Genomic DNA, 23,282 nt, shown 5'->3' with positions numbered 1-23,282 from the left:
CAAGCCCGCTCCCACAAGGACCGCGGTTTTACAGGTGCAACGCGTGGCCCAACGCCCGCAGCGCGGCTTCCAGCACCGCCTCGCCAAGCGTCGGGTGGGCGTGGATGGTGCCCGCCACATCCTCCAGGCGCGAGCCCATTTCCAGGCTCAGGCCAAACGCGGTGGACAGCTCCGAGACGCCCACCCCCACGGCTTGCCAGCCGACGATCAGGTGGTTGTCACGGCGCGCCACCACCCGCACGAAGCCGGTTTTCGATTCCAGGGTCATCGCCCGGCCATTGGCCGCAAACGGGAAACTCGAAACGATGCAATCCAGTCCGGCAGCCTTGGCCTCGTCCGGGGTCTTGCCGACCACCACCACTTCCGGGTCGGTAAAACACACGGCGGGGATCGCGGCCGGGTTGAATTCGCGGGCTTGACCGCTGATCAGCTCGGCGACCATTTCGCCCTGGGCCATGGCGCGGTGCGCCAGCATCGGCTCGCCGCTCAGGTCGCCGATGGCATACACGTTGCGCATGCTGGTCTGGCAACGGCTGTCGATCTTGATCGCCGCACCGTTCATCTCAAGGTTCAGCGCTTCAAGGTTCCAGCCCTGGGTATTGGGTTTGCGGCCCACGGCCACCAGCACTTGGTCGGTTTCCAGCGACAGCGTATCGCCATTCGGATCGCGCACTTGCAACTGCGAGTCGGCAAAGCCCGTCACGCTGTGCTTGAGGTACAGCTTCACCCCCAGTTGCTTGAGGGACTCGGCCACCGGCGCCGTCAGCTCGGCATCGTAGGCCGGCAGGACGCGATCCTGCGCCTCGACCACACTGACTTCGGCGCCCAGTTTGCGGTAGGCAATGCCCAGCTCCAGGCCAATATAGCCGCCACCCACCACCACCAGGCGCTTGGGCACGCGGGTGGGCGCCAGGGCTTCGGTGGACGAGATGATCGGCCCGCCAATCGGCAGCATCGGCAGGTTGACGCTTTTCGAGCCGGTGGCCAGCAGCAGGTGTTCGCAGGTGATGCGCTGGTCGCCGACGTCGACGGTCTTGCCGTCCACCACCTTGGCCCAGCCGTGGATCACCTGCACCTTGTGCTTCTTGAGCAACGCCGAAACGCCGGTGGTCAGGCGGTCGACGATACCGTCCTTCCATTCCACGCTCTTGCGGATGTCCAGGGTCGGCACATCCACTTCGATGCCCAGTTTGGAGCCTTGGCTGTGGTGCACGGTTTGCTGGAACTGCTCGGCCACATGGATCAGGGCCTTGGACGGAATGCAGCCGATATTCAGGCAGGTGCCGCCCAGTGCCTGGCCTTCCACCAGGATGGTCGGGATGCCCAGTTGGCCGGCGCGGATCGCCGCCACATAACCGCCAGGGCCGCCGCCGATGATCAGCAGCGTGGTGTTCAAAGTCTGCGTCATGCCTTACTCCAGGAACAGGCTGGCGGGTTGTTCGAGCAGGCCGCGAATGGCCTGGATGAATTGCGCCGCGTCCATGCCGTCGACCACGCGGTGATCGAACGAGCTGGAGAGGTTCATCATCTTGCGCACCACGATCTGGCCCTTGATCACCATCGGCCGCTCAACGATACGGTTGACGCCGACGATGGCCACTTCCGGCAGGTTCAGCACTGGCGTGCTGACGATGCCGCCCAAGGCGCCCAAGCTGGTCAGGGTGATGGTCGAGCCCGACAGTTCGTCGCGGCTGGCCTTGCCATTGCGCGCGGCGGTGGCCAAGCGTGCGATTTCCTCGGCATTGCCCCACAGGCTACGGGCTTCGGCGTGACGCACCACGGGCACCATCAAGCCGACGTCGCTCTGGGTGGCGACGCCCACATGCACCGCGCCAAGGCGGGTGATGACCTGGGCTTCGTCGTCATAGCGCGCATTGATCTGCGGGAAGTCCCGCAACGCCACGACCATGGCGCGCACGATGAACGGCAGCAGGGTCAGCTTGCCGCGTGTGGCGCCGTGTTTCTCGTTGAGGTGCACGCGCAGCTCGTCGAGGGCGGTGACGTCGATCTCTTCCACGTAGCTGAAATGCGCGGCGCGCCGCGTGGCGTCCTGCATGCGCTGGGCGATCTTGCGGCGCATGCCGATCACCGGGATCTGTTCTTCGGTGTTGCGCTCGGCGTAAGGGTTGGCGGCCGTGGACGCTTTCGTCGTGCCTTGTTGCAGATAGGCGTCGAGGTCTTCGTGCAGGATTCGCCCTGCCGGGCCGGACCCCTGCACCAGGCGCAACTGAATGCCGGCGTCCAGTGCGTGTTTGCGCACGGCCGGGGAGGCCAGGGGGCGCTCGTCGGCTGCACGCGCCACCGGTGCCTGGGCTGCGATAACCGGCGCCGGTGTGCTTTCAACCGCCACCGGCGCAGGCTTGGCTTCGACCACCGGTGCGGCCTTCGGCGCTTCCTTCACAGCGGGGGCTTCCTTGGCGTTGCCGGCGCCTTCCACTTCGATGCTGATCAGAATACTGCCCACGGCCATGACTTCACCCGGCTCGCCGCCGAGGGAAATCACTTTGCCGTGCACGGGCGAGGGAATGTCCACCATCGCCTTGTCGGTCATGACATCCGCCAGTACCTGGTCTTCGACGACCATGTCGCCGACCTTTACATGCCACACCGACAATTCAACTTCCGCAATGCCTTCGCCAATGTCCGGCATCTTGATAACGTGCGTGCCCATTCAGACCTCCATGACCCGTTTCAACGCCGCGCCCACTCGGGACGGCCCTGGGAAATACGCCCACTCCTGCGCGTGCGGGTAGGGGGTGTCCCAGCCGGTGACGCGTTCGATCGGCGCTTCCAGGTGGTGGAAGCAATGCTCTTGCACCAGCGACACCAGCTCGGCCCCAAAACCGCAGGTGCGCGTGGCTTCATGCACCACCACGCAACGGCCGGTCTTTTTCACCGACTTGACGATGGTGTCCAGGTCCAGCGGCCACAGGCTGCGCAGGTCGATGACCTCGGCGTCGATGCCGGTTTCTTCGGCCGCCACTTGCGACACATACACGGTGGTGCCGTAGGTCAGCACGGTCACGGCTGAGCCTGGGCGCACGATGGCGGCCACGTCCAGCGGCACGGTGTAGTAGCCGTCCGGGACTTGGGCTTGCGGGTGTTTCGACCAGGGCGTTACCGGCCGGTCGTGGTGGCCGTCGAACGGGCCGTTGTACAGGCGCTTGGGCTCCAGGAAGATCACCGGGTCATCGTTTTCGATGGAGGCGATCAGCAGGCCCTTGGCGTCATAGGGGTTCGACGGCATGACGGTGCGCAGGCCGCAGACTTGGGTAAACACCGCCTCAATGCTCTGGCTGTGGGTCTGGCCGCCGTAGATGCCGCCGCCGCAGGGCATGCGCATGGTCAGCGGCGCGGTGAACTGGCCGGCCGAGCGATAACGCAGGCGCGCCGCTTCGGAGATGATCTGGTCGGTGGCGGGGTAGACGTAGTCGGCAAACTGGATTTCGGCCACCGGGCGCAGGCCATAGGCGCCCATGCCTACGGCGACGCCGACGATGCCGCTTTCGGAGATCGGGGCGTCGAATACCCGCGAGCTGCCGTACTTGTTCTGCAAGCCTTCGGTGCAACGGAACACGCCGCCGAAGTAACCCACGTCCTGGCCGAACACCACCACGTTGTCGTCACGTTCGAGCATCACATCCATGGCCGAGCGCAGGGCCTGGATCATGGTCATGGTGGTGGTGGTCATGGCGGTTTCCACTTCAATACTGTTGTTGTGATCGTTCATGTCAGATCCCCAACTCTTGACGCTGGCGCTTCAAGTGCTCCGGCATCTCTTTATAGACGTCTTCGAACATGGTCGCGGCGCTTGGAATCTGGCCACCGGCCAGGGTGCCGTACTGTTCGGCTTCTTTCTGCGCGGCGATCACTTCGGCTTCCAGTTCGGCACTGACCGCCGCGTGTTCCTCTTCGGACCACTGGCCAATCTTGATCAGGTGCTGCTTGAGGCGCGCAATCGGGTCGCCCAAGGGGAAGTGACTCCAGTCGTCGGCGGGGCGGTACTTGGACGGATCATCGGAGGTTGAATGCGGGCCGGCGCGGTAGGTGACCCACTCGATCAGTGTCGGGCCCAGGTTGCGGCGCGCACGCTCGGCGGCCCAGGCGGAGGCTGCGTACACCGCGATAAAGTCGTTGCCGTCCACGCGCAGGGAGGCGATGCCGCAACCGACGCCGCGTCCGGCGAAGGTGGTGGCTTCACCACCGGCAATGGCCTGGAAGGTGGAGATGGCCCACTGGTTGTTGACCACGTTGAGGATCACCGGCGCACGGTACACGTGGGCGAAGGTGAGGGCGGTGTGGAAGTCGGATTCAGCAGTGGCGCCGTCGCCGATCCAGGCCGAGGCGATCTTGGTATCGCCCTTGATCGCCGAGGCCATGCCCCAGCCCACGCCTTGTACGAATTGGGTGGCGAGGTTGCCGGAAATAGTGAAGAAGCCGGCGTCCTTGACCGAATACATGATCGGCAACTGACGCCCCTTGAGCGGGTCGCGCTCGTTGGACAGCAACTGGCAGATCAGGTCCACCAGCGGCACGTCGCGGGCCATCAGGATGCTTTGCTGGCGGTAGGTGGGAAAGCACATGTCGTCGATGTTCAAGGCCAGGGCCTGGGCGCTGCCGATGGCTTCTTCGCCCAGGCTCTGCATGTAGAACGACATTTTTTTCTGGCGCTGGGCGACCACCATGCGGTTGTCGAAGATGCGCGTCTTGAGCATGGCGCGCATGCCGCGGCGCATGATCTCGACGCAGACGCCTTCGGCCCACGGCCCCAGGGCCTGGCCCTGGTCGTCGAGCACGCGGATCAGGCCCTTGGCCAGGTCGGCGGTGTCGGCGGGTTCTACGTCGATGGCGGGTTTGCGCACGGTACCAGCGTCGGTCAGGCGCAGGTACGTGAAGTCGGTCTTGCAGCCTGGGCGGCCCGAGGGTTCGGGAACGTGCAGGCGCAGTGGTTCGTACTGCTGGGTCATGGCTTTCTACGCTCTATCTTGTGAATTTCTTGTAGTGGGCGCGCTAGCTGACAGTCAGTCCCTGGGTAAGGGAAATCTTGTCCTACAACAATCATAGGCGGGGCGTAGAAGAATATTTATCTGTGTTTCATTGCGCTCAGGATCATTTGCGGATAAAAAAACTGCATAAACATAATAAACAGGTGATTTTGTCTCATGCGCAAACTGGACCGTACCGATATCGGCATTCTCAACGCCCTGCAGGAGAACGCCCGCATCACCAACGCCGACCTGGCGCGTTCGGTGAACCTGTCGCCCACGCCGTGTTTCAACCGGGTGAAGGCGATGGAGGAATTGGGGCTGATCCGTGACCAGGTCACCTTGCTCGACGCCGACCTGCTCGGGCTGCACGTCAACGTATTCATCCATGTCAGCCTGGAGAAACAGAACGAGCTGGCGCTGCAGCAATTCGAAGGCGCAATTGCCGACCGGCCGGAAGTGATGGAGTGCTACCTGATGGCGGGCGACCCGGACTACCTGATCCGGGTGCTGGTGCCGACGATCCAGTCGCTGGAGCGGTTCATGATGGACTTTTTGACCAAGGTGCCGGGGGTGGCGAATATTCGGTCGAGCTTTGCGTTGAAGCAGGTGCGCTATAAAACGGCGCTGCCGTTGCCGGCCAATGGCATCAATCTAGGTCAGTGACGTGCCTTGCTTTGTAGTGAGCGGGGCAAGCCCGCTCACTACAAATTCAGCATGTCAGAGCCTGTTGAGGGGGATTTTGAGGTAGACGACGCCGTTGTCTTCCGCCGGCGGCATATTTCCCGCCCGCACATTCACCTGGATCGCCGGCAGCAACAGCGTCGGCATGCCCAACCCGGCGTCCCGTTGGGTACGCATTTCGACAAACGCTGCTTCATTCACACCGTCATGCACGTGGATATTCCCCGCGCGTTGTTCCGCAACAGTGGTCAGGCATTTCGCCGTGCGGCCTTCGGGCGGGTAGTCATGGCAAACGTACAGTTCGGTTTCCAACGGGAACGCCAGCAACTTTCGCATTGACGCATACAGCTGCCGCGCATCGCCGCCCGGGAAGTCACAGCGCGCCGTGCCCACATCCGGCATGAACAGCGTGTCACCCACCAGGATCAACCGGTCGTCGATCAAGTAAGCCATGTCGGCCGGCGTATGCCCGGGCACATGCAGCGCCTGGGCCTTCAGGTTGCCGATATGAAACACCTCATCCGGCGCAAACAAGTGATCGAACTGCGAGCCATCCACGCGAAATTCAGGCTCCAGGTTGAACAGGTTCTTGAACACACCCTGCACGGTGCTGATGGACTGTCCGATGGCAATCTTGCCGCCCAGGGTGCGCCGCAAATACGGTGCGGCAGACAGGTGGTCGGCGTGAGCGTGGGTTTCCAGCAGCCATTGCACCTGCAAGTGATGTTCACGGACAAAGGCGATGACCTTGTCGGCCTGGGCCGTGTCGGTACGCCCGGAAGCCGGGTCGTAGTTGAGCACCGAGTCGACGATGGCACAGGGGCCGCCGTCGGCTTCATAGATGATGTAGGTGTAGGTCGACGATGCCTCGTCCAAAAAAGCGTGAATCAACGCGGGCATGGCGGCTGTCCCCAATTGAAGAAAAAAGTCGTTACAATCAGTTTACGTTTACACATAATGTTTTGAGCTTAAGTGACAAAAAGGACCCGAGGCAAATGGAATCTACTCTGAGTGAAGGCGAAGTCGCCCAACTGCGCGCGTCGGCGTCCAAGGCCTGTTCCTTGCTCAAGGCGCTGGCCAATGAAGACCGTTTGTTGATCCTCTGCCAGTTGACCCAGGGCGAGCGCAACGTCGGCGAGCTGGAAACCATGACCGGCGTGCGCCAGCCCACACTGTCCCAACAGTTGGGCATCCTGCGCGACGAAGGGTTGGTCGCCACCCGTCGGGAAGGCAAATACATCTTCTACGGGCTGGCCAGCCATGAAGTGATTCAAGTGATGAAGACCCTGTCCGGCCTGTACTGCGGCGCGGTGATTAAAAGCTGGGCGTGACGCCATCCGGCAGCGACCCTTGTGTGCATTGAATAAAAAAGGCGATAGACCATGACCGACCAACACTGGGGCCCAACCATCAGTGGCGACATCGTAGTCATCGGCGGCGGCTCGGCAGGCATCGGCCTGCTGGCCAGCCTGCTCAAGCGCGACCCCCACCTGAACATCACCCTCATCGAACCCAGCGACCACCACAGCTACCAGCCCGCCTGGACGTTAGTGGGTGGTGGCGCCTACGACGTGAAGAAGACCCGTCGCCCATTGGCGGATGTGCTGCCCAACGGCGTGACCTGGATACAGGCCGCGGTCACCGAAATCCTGGCCGATGAGCAGACGTTGGTGCTCGACAGCGGCCAGCGCGTCAGCTGGAAAAACCTGGTGGTGTGCCCGGGCCTGCGCCTGGCCTGGGAGAAAATCGAGGGCCTGCAGGACACCCTCGGGCGCAACGGCGTCACCTCCAACTACAGTTACGAACACGCCGCCTACACCTGGCAATTGGTGCAGCAGCTCAAGGGTGGCAAGGCGATCTTCACCCAGCCGGCCATGCCGATCAAATGCGCGGGCGCGCCGCAAAAGGCGCTGTACCTCTCCTGCGATCACTGGCTCAAGCAGGGCGTCCTGAACAACATCGATGTCGAATTCAACCTGGCGGGTGCCGCGCTGTTCGGCGTGCCGACCTTTGTGCCGCCGTTGATGAAGTACGTTGAAAAGTACAACGCCCGCCTGGTGTTCAATGCCAACCTGGTCAAGGTCGACGGCCCGGCGCGCAGGGCCTGGTTCGAGGTGAAGGACGCCGAGGGCAACGTCACTGTTCAAGAGAAAAGCTTCGACCTGCTGCACGTGGTCCCGCCGCAGGTTTCCCCGGACTTCATCCGCCACAGTGCATTGGCCGACGCGGCCGGCTGGTGCGAGGTCAACCCCCACAGCCTGCAGCACCTGCGTTACCCGCATATCTTCGGCCTGGGCGATGTGTGCGGCACCACCAACGCCAAGACCGCCGCCGCCGTGCGCAAGCAGATCGTGGTGGTCGCCGAAAACCTGCTGGCCCTGCGCAAACAGGCGCCGCTGCCCCTCAAGTACGACGGTTATGGCTCCTGCCCGCTGACGGTGGAGAAGGGCAAGGTGGTGCTGGCCGAGTTCGGCTATGGTGGCAAGCTGCTGCCGACTTTCCCTCTGGACCCGACCCAGGCACGCCGTTCGATGTGGTTCCTCAAGGCGACGCTGCTGCCGTGGTTCTACTGGAACGGCATGCTCAAGGGCCGCGAGTGGCTGACCCGCCTGAGCAAGGTGGACTGAATGCTGCTGGCCAGTGTGTTGGGTATCTTGATGGGCCTGGTCATGGGCCTGACCGGTGCCGGCGGCGGCATCCTCGGCGTGCCGGCGCTGGTGCTGGGCTTGGGCCTGAGCATGACCCAGGCCGCACCGGTGTCGCTGCTCGCCGTGGGTGCGGCGGCAGCGGTGGGGGCCGTCGACGGCTTGCGCCATGGCCTGGTGCGCTATCGCGCGGCGTTGCTGATCGCGGTGTTGGGCGGGTTGTTTTCGCCGGTGGGGGTGTTTTTCGCTCACCAATTGCCGGAATACCTGCTGATGGGCCTGTTCAGCGCGCTGATGGTGCTGGTGGCCTGGCGCATGTTGCAGCGCGAAAAGACCGAGGCCGGGCCCAGTGACCATGGCGCCGCGTCCTGGGGGCAGAAGAACTGCATGCTCAACCAGCAGACCGGGCGCCTGGCCTGGACCGCCAAATGCACGGCCACCCTGGCGGCGCTCGGCGCCGTGACCGGTGCCGTGTCGGGCCTGCTCGGCGTGGGCGGGGGCTTTCTGATCGTGCCGGCATTCAAGCAGCTCACCGACGTGCAGATGCGCGGCATTGTCGCCACCTCGTTGATGGTGATCAGCCTGATCTCGTTGATCGGTGTGGCGGGCGCGTTCCATGCCGGTGTGCGCATCGAACCGGTGGGGTGGATGTTCATTGGCGCCAGCATCGTCGGCATGCTCGCCGGTCGGCGCCTGTGCGCGTTGATCCCCACGCGCACCCTGCAAGTCGGCTTTGCCGGCCTGTGTGTGCTGGTGGCGGCGGGCATGTTGATCAAGGCCGCTCTCTGATCCCACCCTCTGGCTGGCGCTGATCACTTGAAAACGATCACCCCCCTGTAGGAGCCGGCTTGTCGGCGATGAGGCCCTGGAGAACATTGTTGTTCTTAAAACTGTCATCGCCGGCAAGCCGGCTCCTACCTGTACACTGATCGCCAGCCTTGGATATCTAGATCTGCAAATGGACAAATACACCCCCCACGCCTGGGAACCCCACGAGCGCCCGAGCCTGCCCGGTTCGCCGTCGACGCCGTTGCACCCCACGCACAAGCGCTGGCTGTTCGCGATGGTGGGCGTGCTGGTGGCAATCACCGGGGGCTTGGGCAACGCGCTGGTGATTGCCAACCTGCAATACCTGCAAGGCGCCCTGGGCGCGACCACTGCCGAAATGGCCTGGCTGCCCGCCGCCTATGTGATGACCAACGTGTGCATGAACCTGCTGCTGGTGAAGTTTCGCCAGCAGTTCGGCCTGCGTGCATTCACCGAGGTGTTCCTGGTGCTGTATGCCCTGGTGACCTTCGGCCACTTGTTCGTCAACGACCTGAGTTCGGCCATCGCGGTGCGTGCCGCTCACGGCATGGTGGGCGCGGCGCTCAGTTCCCTGGGCTTGTACTACATGATCCAGGCGTTCCCGGCCAAGTGGCGCCTGAAGGCGCTGGTGCTGGGCCTGGGCACGGCGCAGTTGGCGTTGCCTTTGGCCCGGCTGTTCTCCGAAGACCTGCTGCAAATCGCCGAATGGCGCGGCTTGTACCTGTTCGAACTGGGCATGGCGCTGATCTGCCTGGGCTGCGTGTTCCTGCTCAAGTTGCCGCCGGGCGACCGCTTCAAGACCTTTGAAAAACTCGACTTCCTCACTTTCGCCTTGCTCGCCACCGGCGTGGCGCTGTTGTGCGCGGTGTTGTCCCTGGGGCGTATCGACTGGTGGCTCGAAGCCCCGTGGATCGGCGTGGCGTCGGCCTGTTCCCTGGTGCTGATCATGGCCGGCCTGGCCATCGAGCATAACCGCAGCAACCCGATGCTGATGACCCGTTGGCTTGGCAGCGGGGTGATGATTCGGCTGGCGCTGGCGGTGATCCTGATTCGCATGGTGCTGTCCGAGCAGTCCACCGGCGCGGTGGGCTTCATGCAGATGCTGAACATGAGCTACCAGCAGATGCACACGCTGTACGTGGTGATGCTGGCCGGGGCGATTGCCGGGCTGGCCGTGAGCGCGTTGACCATCAACCCGGCGCACCTGTTGATGCCGTTGGTGATCTCCCTGGCGCTGATGGCGGTGGGGTCGGTGATGGACAGTTTTTCCAGCAACCTGACCCGCCCGGAAAACCTGTATATCAGCCAGTTCCTGCTAGGCTTCGGCGGGACTTTCTTTCTCGGGCCGACGATGGTGCTGGGTACGAAAAACGTGCTGACCAACCCGCGCAATCTGGTGAGTTTTTCGGTGATGTTCGGCATTTGCCAGAACCTCGGCGGCTTGATCGGCGCGGCGTTGCTGGGCACTTTCCAGATTGTGCGGGAGAAATTCCACTCCAGCATGATCGTCGAACACCTGACCCTGCTCGACCCGCGTGTGGCCGCGCGGGTGAACAGTGGCGGCTCGGCCTACGGCGGCATCATCGCCGATCCCGAGCTGCGCAACCTCATGGGCATTCGCAGCCTGGCCACGGCCGCCACCCGTGAAGCGAACGTGATGGCCTACAACGATGTCTTCATGTTGATCGCGATCATCGCGATACTCACCATGATCTGGATCTTTATCCGCAGCTTGTGGCTGATGAGCACCACCCGAGCAGCCACTCCCGTTCAACCCAGCGGCGCACCTTCATGACCGAACCTTCCACCACGACCACCACCGCCATTGCCGCCACTCCGGAAGGCAGCACGCCCCCCGGCGCCGTGCCCACCGAGCTGCGGCCGTTGCGGGTACGCATTCTTTCGTCCCTGGGCTTTGCCGCCATTGCCGTCGTCGGCGTGCTGATCGTGCTGTACGCCTGGCAGCTGCCGCCGTTCAGCAGCGCGGTGGAAACCACCGAGAACGCCCTGGTGCGCGGTCAGGTCACGATCATCGGGCCGCAACTGAGCGGCTATGTGTTCGAAGTGCCGGTGCAGGACTTCCAGTACGTGAAGGCCGGCGACCTGTTGGTGCGCCTGGATGACCGCATCTACAAACAGCGCCTCGACCAGGCGCTGGCACAACTGGCGGTGCAAAAGGCCGCCTTGGCCAATGTGGTGCAGCAGCGCAACAGCGCCGAAGCCACGATCAAATTGCGCCAGGCTGCCTTGGCCGACAGCCAGGCGCAGTCGCGCAAAAGTACTGCCGACTTGCGCCGCAATGAAGAGCTGATCAGTGACGGCTCGGTGTCCAAGCGCGAGCTGGACGTGACCCGTGCGGCCAACGCGCAGACCATCGCCGCCGTGGCCCAGGCCCAGGCAAACCTGGAAATCGCGCAGCAGGACTTGCAAACAGTGATCGTCAATCGCGGCTCCCTGGAAGCGGCCGTCGCCAGCGCCGATGCGGCGGTGGAGCTGGCGCGGATCGACCTGTCCAACACGCGCATCACCGCACCCCGTGACGGCCAACTAGGGCAGATCGGCGTGCGCCTGGGGGCCTACGTCAACTCCGGCGCGCAGTTGATGGCGCTGGTGCCGCCGCAGTTGTGGGTGATCGCCAACATGAAGGAAACCCAGATGGACAACGTGCAGGTCGGCCAACCGGTGACCTTCACGGTGGATGCGCTGAACCACCGCAAATTCCACGGCACGGTGCAGCACATTTCCCCGGCCACAGGTTCTGAGTTCAGTCTGTTGCAGGCGGACAATGCCACTGGCAACTTTGTGAAGATCGCCCAGCGGGTGCCGGTGAGGATCACGGTAGATCCGGACCAGGCCGAGAGCGAACGGTTGCGGCCGGGGTTGTCGGTGGTGGTGAGTATCGACACGGCGGGGCGCCTGAAGAACAGCCCGCCTTGATCCCCTTTGGATCAAACCGCTGATTGCTTGATGTGGCGAGGGAGCTTGCTCCCGCTCGGGTGCGAAGCGCCCGCACGCTTTTTGGGGCTGCTTCGCAACCCAACGGGAGCAAGCTCCCTCGCCACAAACACCGATTCCTACAAGGGGCTGTATTTCAGGGTGAAGTTGAGGTGGCTGGACTGGCCTTGTTCCAGCAGTTTCAAGCCGGGTCTGCCGGGCAGGTGGTGGGCATTCACGGGATGGCTCACCGGTTCGATGCAGAAGAACTCCAGCCCCGGTGGGCAGTACAGTAAAAAGTAGTCGCTGCCTTCGGCTTGGCATTCCAGGGTGTAGCCCAGCTCCGGCTGTTCGATCACGCAGTGGCCGTCCCACTGGCAAAAGCCGTTGTCCACCAAGCCTTCGGGTAAACCCTTCAACTGCCGGAAATCCCACTCGGCAGGCACCGGTGCCAGCCCTGTGGGCAGCTTGGACGCATCACTCATCCACACGTGTGACGCCTTTGCCTGCAGCCGTGTCCCCGGTTTGCGCGGCAAGTAAGGATGCAATCCCAAACCATGCCACGCAGGCTGTGCCGCCAGATGGGTCACGCGTAATGCGATGATCAGTTCGCCACCCTCCAACCGAAACCGTTGCTCGGCGCGATAGGCGAATGGCGTGTCGCACTCCACCGCCAACACCACTTCATCGGCGGCCTGGCTGACCACCTGCCACGCCTGTTGCCAGGCAGAGCCATGAATCGGCAATGGGTCGAGCGGACTGTTAGGCGTCAATGCAAGCCAACCGTCCGGGTTATCAAAACCGCCTTCGGCAATCCGGTTGGACCAGGGCGCCAACGGGTAGCACCCCAGCTTGCCCGGCAAGCCGGTGTCCAGCGCCTGCTGGCCACTGTGGCGCAACAACGGCTGCCCGGTGGCGCGCACCCGCCAGTTGACGATACTGCCGCCCACGGCCGGGGCCAGGGTGAGGTGGGTGAGGGCGTCTTCGAGTTCGATCAGCATCGGCATTCCACCTAAAGCGCGAAGGTCGGTTCTGCCAGGCCTTGCACGCCCGGGTTGAGGGCGAAAACGCCGCCGGACACGGACTGCTCGCTCTGGTCATCACGGATCGAGGTGACGAACAGGGTGTCCAGGCGGCTGCCACCAAAGGCGCACATAGTGGGTTTTTTCACCGGCACGGCCAGGGAGCGGTCGAGGCGACCGTCGGGAGTGAAGCGATGGATCAAGCCGGCGTCGTTGGCGCAGATCCAGTAGCAACCCTCGGCGTCCACCGCTGCGCCGTCGGGGCGGCCAGGGTAGGCATGCATGTCCACGAACACACGGCGGTTGGACGGCGTGCCGGTGTCGATGTCGTAGTCGAATGCCCAGATCTGTTGCACCAGCGGGTGCGAGTCCGACACGTACAGCGTGCGCCCATCCGGGCTGAACGCCAGGCCGTTGAGGGTGATGAACCCGCCCAGTTGCGCATGGGGCGCGGTGCCGCTGGCATAGCGATACAGGGTGCCTTCGGCCGCGTTCAAGCCCATGTTCAACACCATGCTGCCGGCCCAGAACCGGCCCTGGCGATCGCAGCGCCCATCGTTCAGGCGCATGTCGGCGCGTGGGTGCTGCACGTTGGCCAACAGGGTGGTGTCGAGGCTGCCATCGTTGTGCGGCGTGAGTTGGAAAAAGCCGCTTTCCATCCCGGCCACCCAATTGCCCGTTTGCGTACGGGCAATGCAGGCGAGCATCTGCGGGGCTTTCCAGGCGGCAATATGCCCAGTGGCGGCGCTCCAGCGTTGCAGGCCGCCGTTGGGGATGTCCACCCAGTACAGCGCGTTTTCTTCAGGCACCCACACCGGGCATTCGCCCACCGCGTTGCGGGCGTCGACGATCAGTTCTGCACTCATGGCTCAATCGCCGAACGGGCCGGCCGCGCAGAAGGCGCCGCCCTGGTAGACCTTGGCCGGGTCATCGGCGGCCACCGGTGGCTGGGTTTCGACCTGTGCGCGGAACACTTCGGAGTTGTCCTTGGGGGCATAGCCCAAGTGGGCGGCGTAGCGGTTGTCCCACCAGGTGTCTAGGTTATCCGACATGCCGTAGACCACGGTGTGGCCGACGTCTGGCGTGTACAGCGCGCGTTCGAGCAGTTGGGTGAGGTCATCGAAACTCAACCAGGTGTGCATCATGCGGCGGTTCTGCGGTTCCGGGAACGAAGAGCCGATGCGGATGCTCACGGTCTGGATGCCGTAGCGATCGAAATAGAAGCTGGCCATGTCTTCGCCGTAGGACTTGGAGAGGCCGTAGTAGCTGTCTGGGCGGCGTGGCGAATGGGCGTCGAGGATTTCGCCTTGCTTGTGAAAGCCGATCACATGGTTGGAGCTGGCAAAGATCACGCGCTTGACGCCATGGCGGCGGGCAGCTTCGTAAATGTGGAAGATGCCGCTGATATTGGCGCCGAGGATCTCCTCGAACGGGCGCTCCACCGACACGCCTCCGAAGTGCAGGATCGCGTCGACGCCTTCCACCAGGTGGTGCACGGCTTGTTTGTCGGAGAGGTCGCAGGTGTGCACTTCTTCATGGGCGCCGGCTGCGGGGGCCATGGCGGCGATGTCCGAGAGGCGCAGCACCTGGGCATAAGGGCGCAGGCGTTCGCGCAGGACTTTACCCAGGCCACCGGCAGCGCCGGTCAGCAGCAGGCGGTTGAAGGGAACGGGTGCAGTAGTCGTGGTGGTCATGGGCGTTCCATTATTGTTGTAGGTTGTCGTATGACTTTGCCAAAGTATCCTTACGGATCCCCCACGTTGTCAACGCTCCTACCTCTGCATGACATTCAAATGTGGGAGGGGGCTTGCCCCCGATGGCGGTGGATCAGTGGGACGATCTGTTGACTGACACTCTGTCATCGGGGGCAAGCCCCCTCCCACATGGGTTTCGCAGCGGTTGATAGATCGTTGCCAAGCGTTAAAGCAGAGAGAGGGGGTAGCTGATAAACAGCCGGTTCTCATCAAATTCATTGTTGCTGAAGTCCCGGCGCAGCGACGAATTCCTCCAGCGCAGGTTCAGGTCCTTCAGCGTACCGCTTTGGATGGTATAGGCCAGCTCCGATTCACGGCCCCATTCCTTGCCATCGGTGATCGCCCCGGTGTGCACGTTACTGCCGCTGATGTAGCGGTTCATCATGGTCAGCCCGGGAATGCCCAGCACCACGAAGTTGAAATCATGGCGCACCTGCCAGGATTTTTCCTTGGCGTTGTCGTAGCTGGCGTTATAGCTGTCGTTGGCCAGCGTGCCGCCGCTGGTGCCGTTGACCTTCATCCACACGCTGTCGCCGGTGAGTTTCTGCAGGCCCACGTAAAAGGCATTGCCCTTGTATTTGGCCGAGAGCAGCGCGGAAAAGGTTTTGTTGTCGAGATCACCCGCCAGGGCGCGTCCGTCTTCCTTGCCGGTGAAGTAACCGAGGTTGGCGCCCAGGGTCCAGTCACCGACTGGCTGGCTGTGGGTCAGGTTGAAATAGCGTTGCTGGTAGATGTCGGAAAGCTCGGCGTACCACACGCCCACCTGGGTGCGCTTGTTATTGAAGCTGTATTCACCGCCGCCGAAGTTGAAGCGGTCGGAGGTGAAGGCGGCTTTGCCGTTCATGAACAGGTCTTCCATGCTCGCGTCGTTGCGCGGGCTGTTGCCGCGAAACTGCCCGCCGTAGAGGGTCAGGCCGGCGATTTCGTTGGAAGTGACTTGGCCACCCCGGAAGGTCTGTGGCAGGGAACGGCCGTCATCGGAGCGCAGGATCGGCAGCACCGGCATCCATTCACCGACTTTCAATTCGGTCTTCGACAGCCGGGTCTTCAGCGCCACGCCCAAGCGCCCGAAGTTGTCGGCCGGGCGCCCATCATCGTGGATCGGCAACAATTGGGTGCCACCGGTGCCTTTGCCGCCATCGAGTTTCTGCGAGTACAGGCCCAGCACATCCAGGCCAAACCCGACCGTGCCCTGGGTGAAGCCGGAGCGGGCGTCGAGGATGAAGTTTTGCGTCCACTCCTGGGCCTTGGCCTGGGGGTAGGTGGGGTTGGTGAAGTTGCGATTGAAGTAGGCATTGCGCAGGTTGAGCGTGGCCGTGGCGTCGTCGATAAAACCGTCGGCGTGGGTGGTCAGGGGTAGGGTGCAAACCAGGCTGCCGAGACCGAGAAGGCCGATACGCGAGGAGGAATTGCGGGCGAATGGACTCACAGTGAAACTCCCTTTTATTTGTTGTTTTTATTATTTGTCGTACGTCGTCGTACAACATTGCGCGGATATTTACGGGGTTTTCGTGGGGTGTCAAGCAGAAGTTATACGATGACTATGGCCGCACGGATCAAAACGCGCGCACGGTTTCTGTGGGAGCTGGCTTGTCGGATCGCCGCACCGCTGCGATGGCCTCAACCGGGTATGCCTGATTCACCGAGTTGCCTGCATCGCCGGCAAGCCAGCTCCTACACGTACCTGCTTTTGATCCAACCACTCAGGTCGGCTTTCAGGCCGCCGTGCTCTTGCTTTTGATCTTGATTTTGATCTTAGGCGCCCCGTTAACCACGCTGGCCGGAGTGAGGGAACACCGAGCCTAGGCGAGGTGCCGAGTGGTGGGGCAAGAGCCTTTTGGTTACTTTTGGCTGGGCCGGCATCCCGGCTCTTTCCAAAAGTGACCCGCTGTAAGAGCGGAACCCATATCAGCCGTTACCTAAATAACGGATATGCACTCGATCCTAGTCGCCAGACATACCGCCTTCGCAGGCAAGTCGAACCGTCGCACCGCAGCTCCCACAGTGATGGCATTTCAACGTGGATTTTTAACCCGCCATGACCATCGGCGGCAGGGTACCGAGCAAGGAAACCGCGGCCACTGCACCAATACCCAGCGCCCATTCCAGCATCACGCTGGCTCTCAAACTGCCCAGGCGCTCCCCGCAACGTTCGATGCGCAGGCGATTGAGCAACGCCAGGGCAAGCATCCCCAACACCAGCATCACCTTGATCAGCAGAATCAAGGCAAACCCACTGAACAAAGGCGTCGGCCACAGTTGCCCGGTCAGCACGCGCACGTTGATCAGGCCGGTCACCAGCAACCCGACGACCACGCCATACCCCACGCCGCTGAAGCGCCGAAGGATCGGCTCCAGCCGGTGGCCCTGCGGTTGGCGCAGGATCAACACCAGCACCAGCAGGCCGCCCAGCCACGTGCCGACACACGCCAGGTGTACCACCTGGTTGAGGATCAGCAGTTGCCCGCTGAGCCCGTCGAGCATGGCGCCATGCCCCACCGGGGCGAGTGTCACCAGCAGCAGGGCGATCAACGGCAGGCGCAGCGCAGGCCAGGGTGTGATCAGCGCCAGCACCAGCAGCAGGTTGAACAGCAGGTGCCAGGCCCACACCTGGCCGAAGAAGGTTTTGCCCAGCACCAACTGCACGGTGGCCGGTTGCAAGGCCGCGTCCCAACTGCCCGCCATGCTGGCGGTGATCAACAGTAGCCACGCTACGCCAGAAAACAGCCCGACCCAGGCCAGGGCGCGGGTGATGCGCAGCAGGCGCCGGTCCAGTGCCGGCTGCGGTTCAGCGCCGAGCAGCCAGGGCCTGAAGACACAGGCCCCGAACATCAGCAACACGACGATGAAATGCAGGAAGCGACACAGCACCAGCAGGGTCGCCATGGGTTATTGGCCGACCTTGAAGCTGTATTCACCGTTGCTCTTGTGGGTGTCGACCGAGACAGCGTTCCACACCACTTTGTAGTTGCCGGCAGCCAGCGGGGCGGCCGGTGTCACCACCAAGACTTTCTTGTCGGCGTCCGGCGTTTCCAGGCCCTTGATGGCGATTTCGGTGCCGTCCTTGCTCAGGGAGACCTTGGTGAACGTGGCTTCGACGCCTTCGCTGAAGATCAGGCGCAGGTCGGCCGGGGCGGCGACGGTGCTGTCGGCGGCAGGGGTGGCGCTCTTGAGGTGAGCGTGGGCGAACGCTGCCGAGGCTCCCAGCAGGGAGGCGAGCAGCGCGGCAGTGGTGAGGGTTTTCTTGATCAGCATGGTTCAGCACCTTCAGGTGAGAGAGTCGGTAACGCCAAGTGCAGCAAGGGAAAGGGCTTGCCTTCGCCATCCAGCGGCGAACGCGCGACCTGGATGAAACCATAGTGCAGGTAGAACCCCACGGCCTGGGGGTTCTGTTCGTTGACGTCCACCGTCAGGGTGTCGTGGCGGGCGCGGGCGTGGTCCAGCAGCTGGCGGCCAATACCCTGGCCACGGCGCGCAGGCTCGATGAAGAGCATCTCCACATTGTGCCCACCGGTGCCGATAAAACCGGCGACGCCGGCGCTGTCTTCATACACCCACACGTCGAGGGCGGGCATGGGCAGGTACGTATCACGCACCAGAGGCAGCAAGCGTTGAATGTCATCCTCGGGGAGGAAGTCATGGGTGGCTCGCACCGAGCGCTCCCACAGTGCTCCCAGCACTGGGTCGTCGGCGGCCACGCGAGGTCGAATAGTCATGGCAGTGATCCTTCATTGGGATCGCGATCCTAACCAATCCGATTTCCAGGGGAAAGGCTCGTACAGGAAGTTTCACCTGGCTTGCACGCGGCTCTTCACTCCGCCGCAAGCCTGCGCCGTTTTGTCTGGTACATGTCACCGTCTGCATGGCTGAGCAGCGTATCGGCGTCCTCACCGTCCGCTGGATAAAACGCCACGCCGATGCTGCAGGACGGCATCTTGACCCCTTCGAAGCCTGCGCCCAACGGTTCTGCCATGACCGCGAGGATCTGGGTCACTTTCGCGTAAACGGCGTCCTGGGACTGGATATCCGTCAGCAGCACCGTAAATTCATCCCCGCCCATCCGCGCCACCAGGTCGCCCTCACGCACACAGCGTTCCAACCGTCGTGCAATCACGCAGAGCACCCGATCGCCCACGCCATGGCCATGCACGTCGTTGATGCCCTTGAAGTCGTTGACGTCCAGAAACAGCAACGCCAGGGTGCTGTTTTGCCGTTGCGCGGCCTGAAGGGCCGTGTCCAGCCCGTCATTGAACAGCGAGCGGTTGGTCAGCGCCGTCAGCGGGTCGTGATGGGCGAGGAAACGCAGTTCCTCCTCGGCCTGGGTGAGGGCCGTGACGTCCCGTGCAACGCCGATCCGTGCCCCCACTTCTTCGGACCAGAAGGCGGCCCACAGGATGTGCACGACACCGCCGTCCTTGCGGATATAGCGGTTGCGGAAGTCGACATGGGGTTTGCCGTTCATGACCCGCACGATGGAGGCCCGGGTGCGCGCCAGGTCCTCAGGGTGCATGTAGTCGGTGATGAGGGTGCCGGTCAGTTCGTCGGCACGGTAACCGAGCAATGCTTCACAGGCATCGCTCACAAATACGATGTGGTTGTTGCTTTCGACCACGAAGACCGTGTCCAGCATCAGGTGAATCAATTTTGGATAGAGGGCTTGCAGGTCAACGGCCATAGGTCAGGGGTCCGGTTCAGATGTGCCGATCATAGCCCGTTCACAAGGCAGGACGCCGAGGAAAACTGCAGCCTTTGCGCCGCAAAAGTCGATCTGTCGATCAACGGCATGTCCGGGCAATCGGCTGCGTAAGCCGAAGTTGGGGCAGCAGGTGTGTGGCCTAATGTGTCTGTTCATGATGTGATGGCGCACGTGCCGTTTGAAGCGTCCATAGACAGTGAGTGGGTTTGCAGCCTTTATGGGTAATCACAAGATCGGAATTCGTCGAGTCAACGTCGAGAAAATCCTGCTGGCGGCGGAGAAAATCTTCGCCGAAAAAGGCTATGGCAGCACCGCCATGGCCGACATTGCCGAAGAAGTGCAACTGCCTCGTTCCAACCTGCATTACTACTTCACCACCAAGAGCGAACTGTACAGCGCGGTGCTGTTCGACTTGCTGGAAGTATGGAAGCAGGACGCCCTGAGTTTCGAAACCTTCGATGACCCACGGGTGGTGCTCAGCAGTTACATCCGCGCCAAGATGCAGCGTTCGCGCACGCGGCCGTATGGATCCAAAGTCTGGGCCAACGAGATCATCCATGGCGCGCCGACGCTCGGTGAGGCGCTGGATGAAAGCCTGTACGACTGGGCCAAGATGAAGGAAGCGAAGATTCGCCAGTGGGTGGAGGACAAACGCATCCTGCCGGTGGAGCCGTCGAGCCTGCTGTATATGATCTGGGCATCGACCCAGCACTATGCCGACTTCGATCACCAGGTGAAGATCCTGAATGACCACCAGCCGTTGTCGGACATGCAGTTCGAGAAGGCGATACAGACGGTGACGAGTGTGATCTTGCGGGGGATTGGGTTGGAGCCTTGATTTTTGTGGTGGACCTAAGAGCCCCTTCGCGAGCAAGCCCGCTCCCACAGTTGACCGCGTTATAGAGGGAGGAATGCAGTCGAATGTGGGAGCGGGCTTGCTCGCGAAGGCGGTCTAAAGGGCTACACCGCCTCCCGGTAGGGATTCCTAGGGTCCTGCGTCCAATTCAAAAACGGCTTGCCGGTGTCCATCGGCACCATCTCGATACAGTCCGCCACCGGGCAGGTGATCTGGCACAGGTTGCAACCCACGCATTCCTCATCGATCACCTCATATTTGTGCGTGCCATCCGCCAATTTCACGCTTTCGATGGCCTGGTGTGAGGTGTCTTCACAGGCGATATGGCAACGCCCACAACCAATACAGGCTTCCTGGTCGATCTTGGCGATCACCTGGTAGTTGATATCCAGGTACTTCCAGTCTGTGGTGTTGCCCACCGCCCGCCCGGAAAATGCCTGCAGGTTGTTGTAACCCTGACTGTCCATCCACCGCGACAACCCATCCTTCATCTCCTCGACAATCCGGAACCCATGCAGCATCGCCGCCGTGCACACCTGCACCGCGCCGCAACCCAGTGCGACGAATTCCGCCGCATCGCGCCAGTTGCCGATGCCGCCAATGCCGCAAATCGGCAGGCCCTGGGTCTGCGGGTCGCGGGCGATTTCGGCGACCATGTTCAGCGCGATCGGCTTGACCGCTGAGCCGCAATAGCCGCCGTGGGTGCTTTGGGTGCCGACCACCGGCAGGGCGACCATGCGCTCCAGGTCGACGCTGGTGATGGAGTTGATGGTGTTGATCAGCGACACCGCATCCGCCCCACCGCGATACGCCGCCCGCGCGGCCACGCGGATATCGGTGATGTTCGGCGTGAGCTTGACGATCACCGGCAGTGAGCAATAGGTCTTGCACCAGCGTGTTACCTGTTCCACATACTCCGGCACCTGGCCAACCGCCGCGCCCATGCCGCGCTCGGGCATGCCATGGGGGCAACCGAAGTTCAGCTCGATGCCATCGCAACCGGTGGCTTCCACCAGGGGCAGGATGTTTTTCCACGATTCCTCTACGCACGGCACCATCAGCGACACGATCAGTGCGCGGTCCGGCCAATCCTTTTTCACCTGGGTGATTTCCCGCAGGTTGATCTCCAGGGAGCGGTCGGTGATCAGCTCGATGTTGTTGATGCCCAGCACTTCACGGTTGGCGCCGTAATGGGCTGAATAGCGTGACGACACGTTGACCGCCGCCGGGTCTTCACCGAGGGTTTTCCACACCACGCCGCCCCAGCCGGCTTCGAAGGCGCGCACCACGTTGTAGGCCTTGTCGGTGGGCGGCGCAGAGGCCAGCCAGAAGGGGTTGGGGGCTTTGATACCGGCAAATACAATCGAGAGATCGGCCATTACGCAGCCTCCACAGTCAGCATGAGTTGGGCGTGCATGGCCTCGGCGGCCAGCTTGCCGTGTTGCACCGCCTGCACGGTGAGGTCCTGGCCGAGGCTGACGCAATCGCCTCCGGCGTACACCCCTGGAACGCTGGTTTGCAGGTGCTCATCGACGAAGATCCGCTCGCCCACGCGGTGCAGCTGCTGGGCCAGCGGGTCGTGCAGTACCGCGTTGTCGAAGCCCTGGCCGATGGCCTTGAAGATCGCATCGGCGGCCAACTCGAAGGTTTCGCCCGTGGGGTGCAGGCGGCCGTTTTCCATGCGCGTGCGCAAGAAACGCATGCCGCGCACATGGCCATGGTCGTCCAGCAACACTTCTTCGGGTTGCGCCCAAGTCAGCAGGCGGACCTGGTTGGCCTTGGCGATCTCCTGTTCATGGTGGGTGGCGCCCATGTCCGCCAGGCCACGGCGGTACACCAGGTTGACGTCGCGGGCGCCGAGGCGGGCCATCTGCACGGCCATGTCGATGGCGGTGTTGCCGGCACCGAGCACGATGCAGCGGTCGGCCAGGGGCAGTTGCGTGAGGTCATCGGCCTGGCGCAGTTCACGGATGTAGTCGGTGGCGGCGAGCAAGCCGGGGGCGTCCTCATGGGGCAGGCCGAGCTGTTTGCTGGCGGCCAGGCCGAGGCCGAGGAACACCGCGTCGAACTGCTGGTGCAGTTCGCTCAAGGTGAGGTGGTCGCCCAGGCGTTGGCCATGGCGAATCTCGATGCCGCCAATCTGCAGCAGGAAATCCAGCTCCTTCTGGGCGAAGTCATCCACCAGCTTGTACTTGGCGATCCCGTATTCATTCAGGCCACCGGCTTTTTCCCGGGCTTCGAAGATCACCACGTCATGGCCGTGCATCGCACTGCGGTGGGCACAGGCCAGGCCCGCAGGCCCGGCGCCGATCACTGCGATGCGCTTGCCGGTCGACGCGGCGCGATGAAACGGATGCTCGGTGAAGTGTGCGTTGTCCACCGCGTAGCGCTGCAACAGGCCGATCAGCACCGGGGCGCATTCTTCGGCGTTGTTACGCACACAGGCTTGCTGGCAGAGGATTTCGGTGGGGCACACCCGCGCACAACTGCCGCCGAGGATGTTGGCCGAGAGGATCTTCTGCGCGGCGCCTTGGATGTTTTCGGTGTGGATGTTGCGGATGAACGACGGGATGTCGATCTCGCTGGGGCATGCGTTCACACACGGCGCGTCGTAGCAATACAGGCAGCGCGAGGCTTCCAGTTGGGCCTGGCGCGCGTTGAGCGGCGGCGCCAGGTCGGTGAAGTGGCTGGCGAGCGTTGCCCCGTCTTCATGGGGATGGGGGAGGTGGGTCAGGGTCTGGATCACGGGTTTGGCCTCACGGTTTTTTTTGGATTGCCTCTAAGTGGGCATTTTTTGTTGCCTGTACTGGCCTCTTCGCGAGCAAGCCCGCTCCCACATTCGACCCCATTTTGTCTGGGGGAACGCGGTCGAATGTGGGAGCGGGCTTGCTCGCGAATG

General features: G+C 62.7%; 22 protein-coding genes. 7 read left to right on the top strand and 15 right to left on the bottom strand.

From position 1 onward, the window contains the following. Positions 1 to 28: 28 nt before the first annotated feature. From lpdA to HX803_RS12265, 4 genes are read right to left on the bottom strand one after another with little or no spacing between them, the layout of a single operon-like run. A complete protein-coding gene (lpdA, locus tag HX803_RS12280; RefSeq protein ID WP_178920898.1) occupies positions 29 to 1,408 on the bottom strand; it encodes a dihydrolipoyl dehydrogenase in 1,380 nt (459 codons plus the stop codon). A 3-nt stretch (positions 1,409 to 1,411) separates the two neighbouring features. Beyond that, positions 1,412 to 2,671, bottom strand: coding sequence for a dihydrolipoamide acetyltransferase family protein (locus HX803_RS12275; RefSeq protein WP_178920896.1), 1,260 nt, complete (start codon positions 2,669 to 2,671; stop codon positions 1,412 to 1,414). Continuing rightward, positions 2,672 to 3,730, bottom strand: coding sequence for an alpha-ketoacid dehydrogenase subunit beta (locus HX803_RS12270; RefSeq protein WP_176998931.1), 1,059 nt, complete (start codon positions 3,728 to 3,730; stop codon positions 2,672 to 2,674). A 1-nt stretch (position 3,731) separates the two neighbouring features. Further along, complete coding sequence (locus tag HX803_RS12265; protein ID WP_178920894.1) at positions 3,732 to 4,967, bottom strand: 3-methyl-2-oxobutanoate dehydrogenase (2-methylpropanoyl-transferring) subunit alpha; 1,236 nt, start codon at positions 4,965 to 4,967, stop codon at positions 3,732 to 3,734. A 195-nt stretch (positions 4,968 to 5,162) separates the two neighbouring features. Between HX803_RS12265 and bkdR the strand changes: the two genes are divergently transcribed. Then, a complete protein-coding gene (bkdR, locus tag HX803_RS12260) occupies positions 5,163 to 5,651 on the top strand; it encodes a Bkd operon transcriptional regulator BkdR (protein ID WP_178920892.1) in 489 nt (162 codons plus the stop codon). A gap of 54 nt (positions 5,652 to 5,705) precedes the next feature. On the opposite strand, the gene HX803_RS12255 is transcribed toward bkdR, so the two are convergent. After that, on the bottom strand, positions 5,706 to 6,569 hold the full coding sequence (locus HX803_RS12255) for an MBL fold metallo-hydrolase (protein WP_178920890.1): 864 nt from the start codon (positions 6,567 to 6,569) through the stop codon (positions 5,706 to 5,708). A 95-nt stretch (positions 6,570 to 6,664) separates the two neighbouring features. Between HX803_RS12255 and HX803_RS12250 the strand changes: the two genes are divergently transcribed. The 5 genes from HX803_RS12250 to HX803_RS12230 all read left to right on the top strand — a co-directional run bounded on the left by HX803_RS12250 (position 6,665) and on the right by HX803_RS12230 (position 12,058). Continuing rightward, the gene (locus HX803_RS12250) at positions 6,665 to 7,000 is read left to right on the top strand and encodes a helix-turn-helix transcriptional regulator (RefSeq protein ID WP_017136253.1); all 336 of its coding nucleotides are present in this window, start codon (positions 6,665 to 6,667) and stop codon (positions 6,998 to 7,000) included. Between the two features lie 51 nt (positions 7,001 to 7,051). Next, the gene (locus HX803_RS12245) at positions 7,052 to 8,296 is read left to right on the top strand and encodes an FAD/NAD(P)-binding oxidoreductase (protein WP_178920888.1); all 1,245 of its coding nucleotides are present in this window, start codon (positions 7,052 to 7,054) and stop codon (positions 8,294 to 8,296) included. Next, a complete protein-coding gene (locus tag HX803_RS12240) occupies positions 8,297 to 9,103 on the top strand; it encodes a sulfite exporter TauE/SafE family protein (RefSeq protein ID WP_178920886.1) in 807 nt (268 codons plus the stop codon). It begins immediately after the preceding gene. A 169-nt stretch (positions 9,104 to 9,272) separates the two neighbouring features. Next, the gene (locus tag HX803_RS12235) at positions 9,273 to 10,916 is read left to right on the top strand and encodes an MFS transporter (protein ID WP_178920884.1); all 1,644 of its coding nucleotides are present in this window, start codon (positions 9,273 to 9,275) and stop codon (positions 10,914 to 10,916) included. Beyond that, on the top strand, positions 10,913 to 12,058 hold the full coding sequence (locus tag HX803_RS12230; protein ID WP_178920882.1) for an HlyD family secretion protein: 1,146 nt from the start codon (positions 10,913 to 10,915) through the stop codon (positions 12,056 to 12,058). Before HX803_RS12235 ends, HX803_RS12230 begins: the two co-directional genes overlap by 4 nt. Positions 12,059 to 12,195: 137 nt before the next feature. Here the strand turns inward: HX803_RS12230 and HX803_RS12225 are convergent, their stop codons facing one another. From HX803_RS12225 to HX803_RS12190, 8 genes are all read right to left on the bottom strand, one after another. Then, positions 12,196 to 13,056: an aldose 1-epimerase gene (locus HX803_RS12225; RefSeq protein ID WP_178920880.1), complete on the bottom strand. Its 861-nt coding sequence runs from the start codon at positions 13,054 to 13,056 to the stop codon at positions 12,196 to 12,198. An 11-nt stretch (positions 13,057 to 13,067) separates the two neighbouring features. After that, entirely contained in the window at positions 13,068 to 13,943 is an 876-nt protein-coding gene (locus tag HX803_RS12220; protein WP_178920878.1) for an SMP-30/gluconolactonase/LRE family protein, read from the bottom strand. A 3-nt stretch (positions 13,944 to 13,946) separates the two neighbouring features. Beyond that, complete coding sequence (locus HX803_RS12215) at positions 13,947 to 14,771, bottom strand: NAD(P)-dependent oxidoreductase (protein ID WP_178920876.1); 825 nt, start codon at positions 14,769 to 14,771, stop codon at positions 13,947 to 13,949. 226 nt (positions 14,772 to 14,997) lie between these two features. Then, positions 14,998 to 16,260: an OprD family porin gene (locus HX803_RS12210; protein ID WP_178920874.1), complete on the bottom strand. Its 1,263-nt coding sequence runs from the start codon at positions 16,258 to 16,260 to the stop codon at positions 14,998 to 15,000. 599 nt (positions 16,261 to 16,859) lie between these two features. Continuing rightward, the gene (gene copD / locus HX803_RS12205) at positions 16,860 to 17,717 is read right to left on the bottom strand and encodes a copper homeostasis membrane protein CopD (protein WP_178920872.1); all 858 of its coding nucleotides are present in this window, start codon (positions 17,715 to 17,717) and stop codon (positions 16,860 to 16,862) included. A gap of 3 nt (positions 17,718 to 17,720) precedes the next feature. Beyond that, positions 17,721 to 18,086, bottom strand: coding sequence for a copper homeostasis periplasmic binding protein CopC (gene copC / locus HX803_RS12200; RefSeq protein WP_178920870.1), 366 nt, complete (start codon positions 18,084 to 18,086; stop codon positions 17,721 to 17,723). Next, positions 18,080 to 18,547 carry a GNAT family N-acetyltransferase gene (locus HX803_RS12195; protein ID WP_178920869.1) on the bottom strand — a complete coding sequence of 156 codons (468 nt, stop codon included), beginning with the start codon at positions 18,545 to 18,547 and terminating at the stop codon, positions 18,080 to 18,082. Before HX803_RS12195 ends, copC begins: the two co-directional genes overlap by 7 nt. A gap of 95 nt (positions 18,548 to 18,642) precedes the next feature. After that, complete coding sequence (locus HX803_RS12190) at positions 18,643 to 19,506, bottom strand: sensor domain-containing diguanylate cyclase (RefSeq protein ID WP_178920868.1); 864 nt, start codon at positions 19,504 to 19,506, stop codon at positions 18,643 to 18,645. 238 nt (positions 19,507 to 19,744) lie between these two features. Here HX803_RS12190 and HX803_RS12185 point away from each other — a divergent pair, with 238 nt between their 5' ends. Continuing rightward, positions 19,745 to 20,365 carry a TetR/AcrR family transcriptional regulator gene (locus HX803_RS12185; RefSeq protein WP_025854871.1) on the top strand — a complete coding sequence of 207 codons (621 nt, stop codon included), beginning with the start codon at positions 19,745 to 19,747 and terminating at the stop codon, positions 20,363 to 20,365. Between the two features lie 122 nt (positions 20,366 to 20,487). Here the strand turns inward: HX803_RS12185 and preA are convergent, their stop codons facing one another. Next, positions 20,488 to 21,762: an NAD-dependent dihydropyrimidine dehydrogenase subunit PreA gene (preA, locus tag HX803_RS12180; protein WP_178920867.1), complete on the bottom strand. Its 1,275-nt coding sequence runs from the start codon at positions 21,760 to 21,762 to the stop codon at positions 20,488 to 20,490. After that, positions 21,762 to 23,129 (bottom strand): NAD(P)-dependent oxidoreductase, encoded by a 1,368-nt coding sequence (locus HX803_RS12175; RefSeq protein WP_178920866.1) that lies wholly within the window; start codon positions 23,127 to 23,129, stop codon positions 21,762 to 21,764. Before HX803_RS12175 ends, preA begins: the two co-directional genes overlap by 1 nt. Positions 23,130 to 23,282: the final 153 nt, after the last annotated feature.

The organism is Pseudomonas sp. P7548, from assembly GCF_013386585.1.
In the GTDB taxonomy this organism is placed as follows: Bacteria; Pseudomonadota; Gammaproteobacteria; order Pseudomonadales; family Pseudomonadaceae; genus Aquipseudomonas.
The sequence above is the reverse complement of the archived record's forward strand: the minus strand, read 5'-3'. Positions and strand labels throughout refer to the sequence as shown.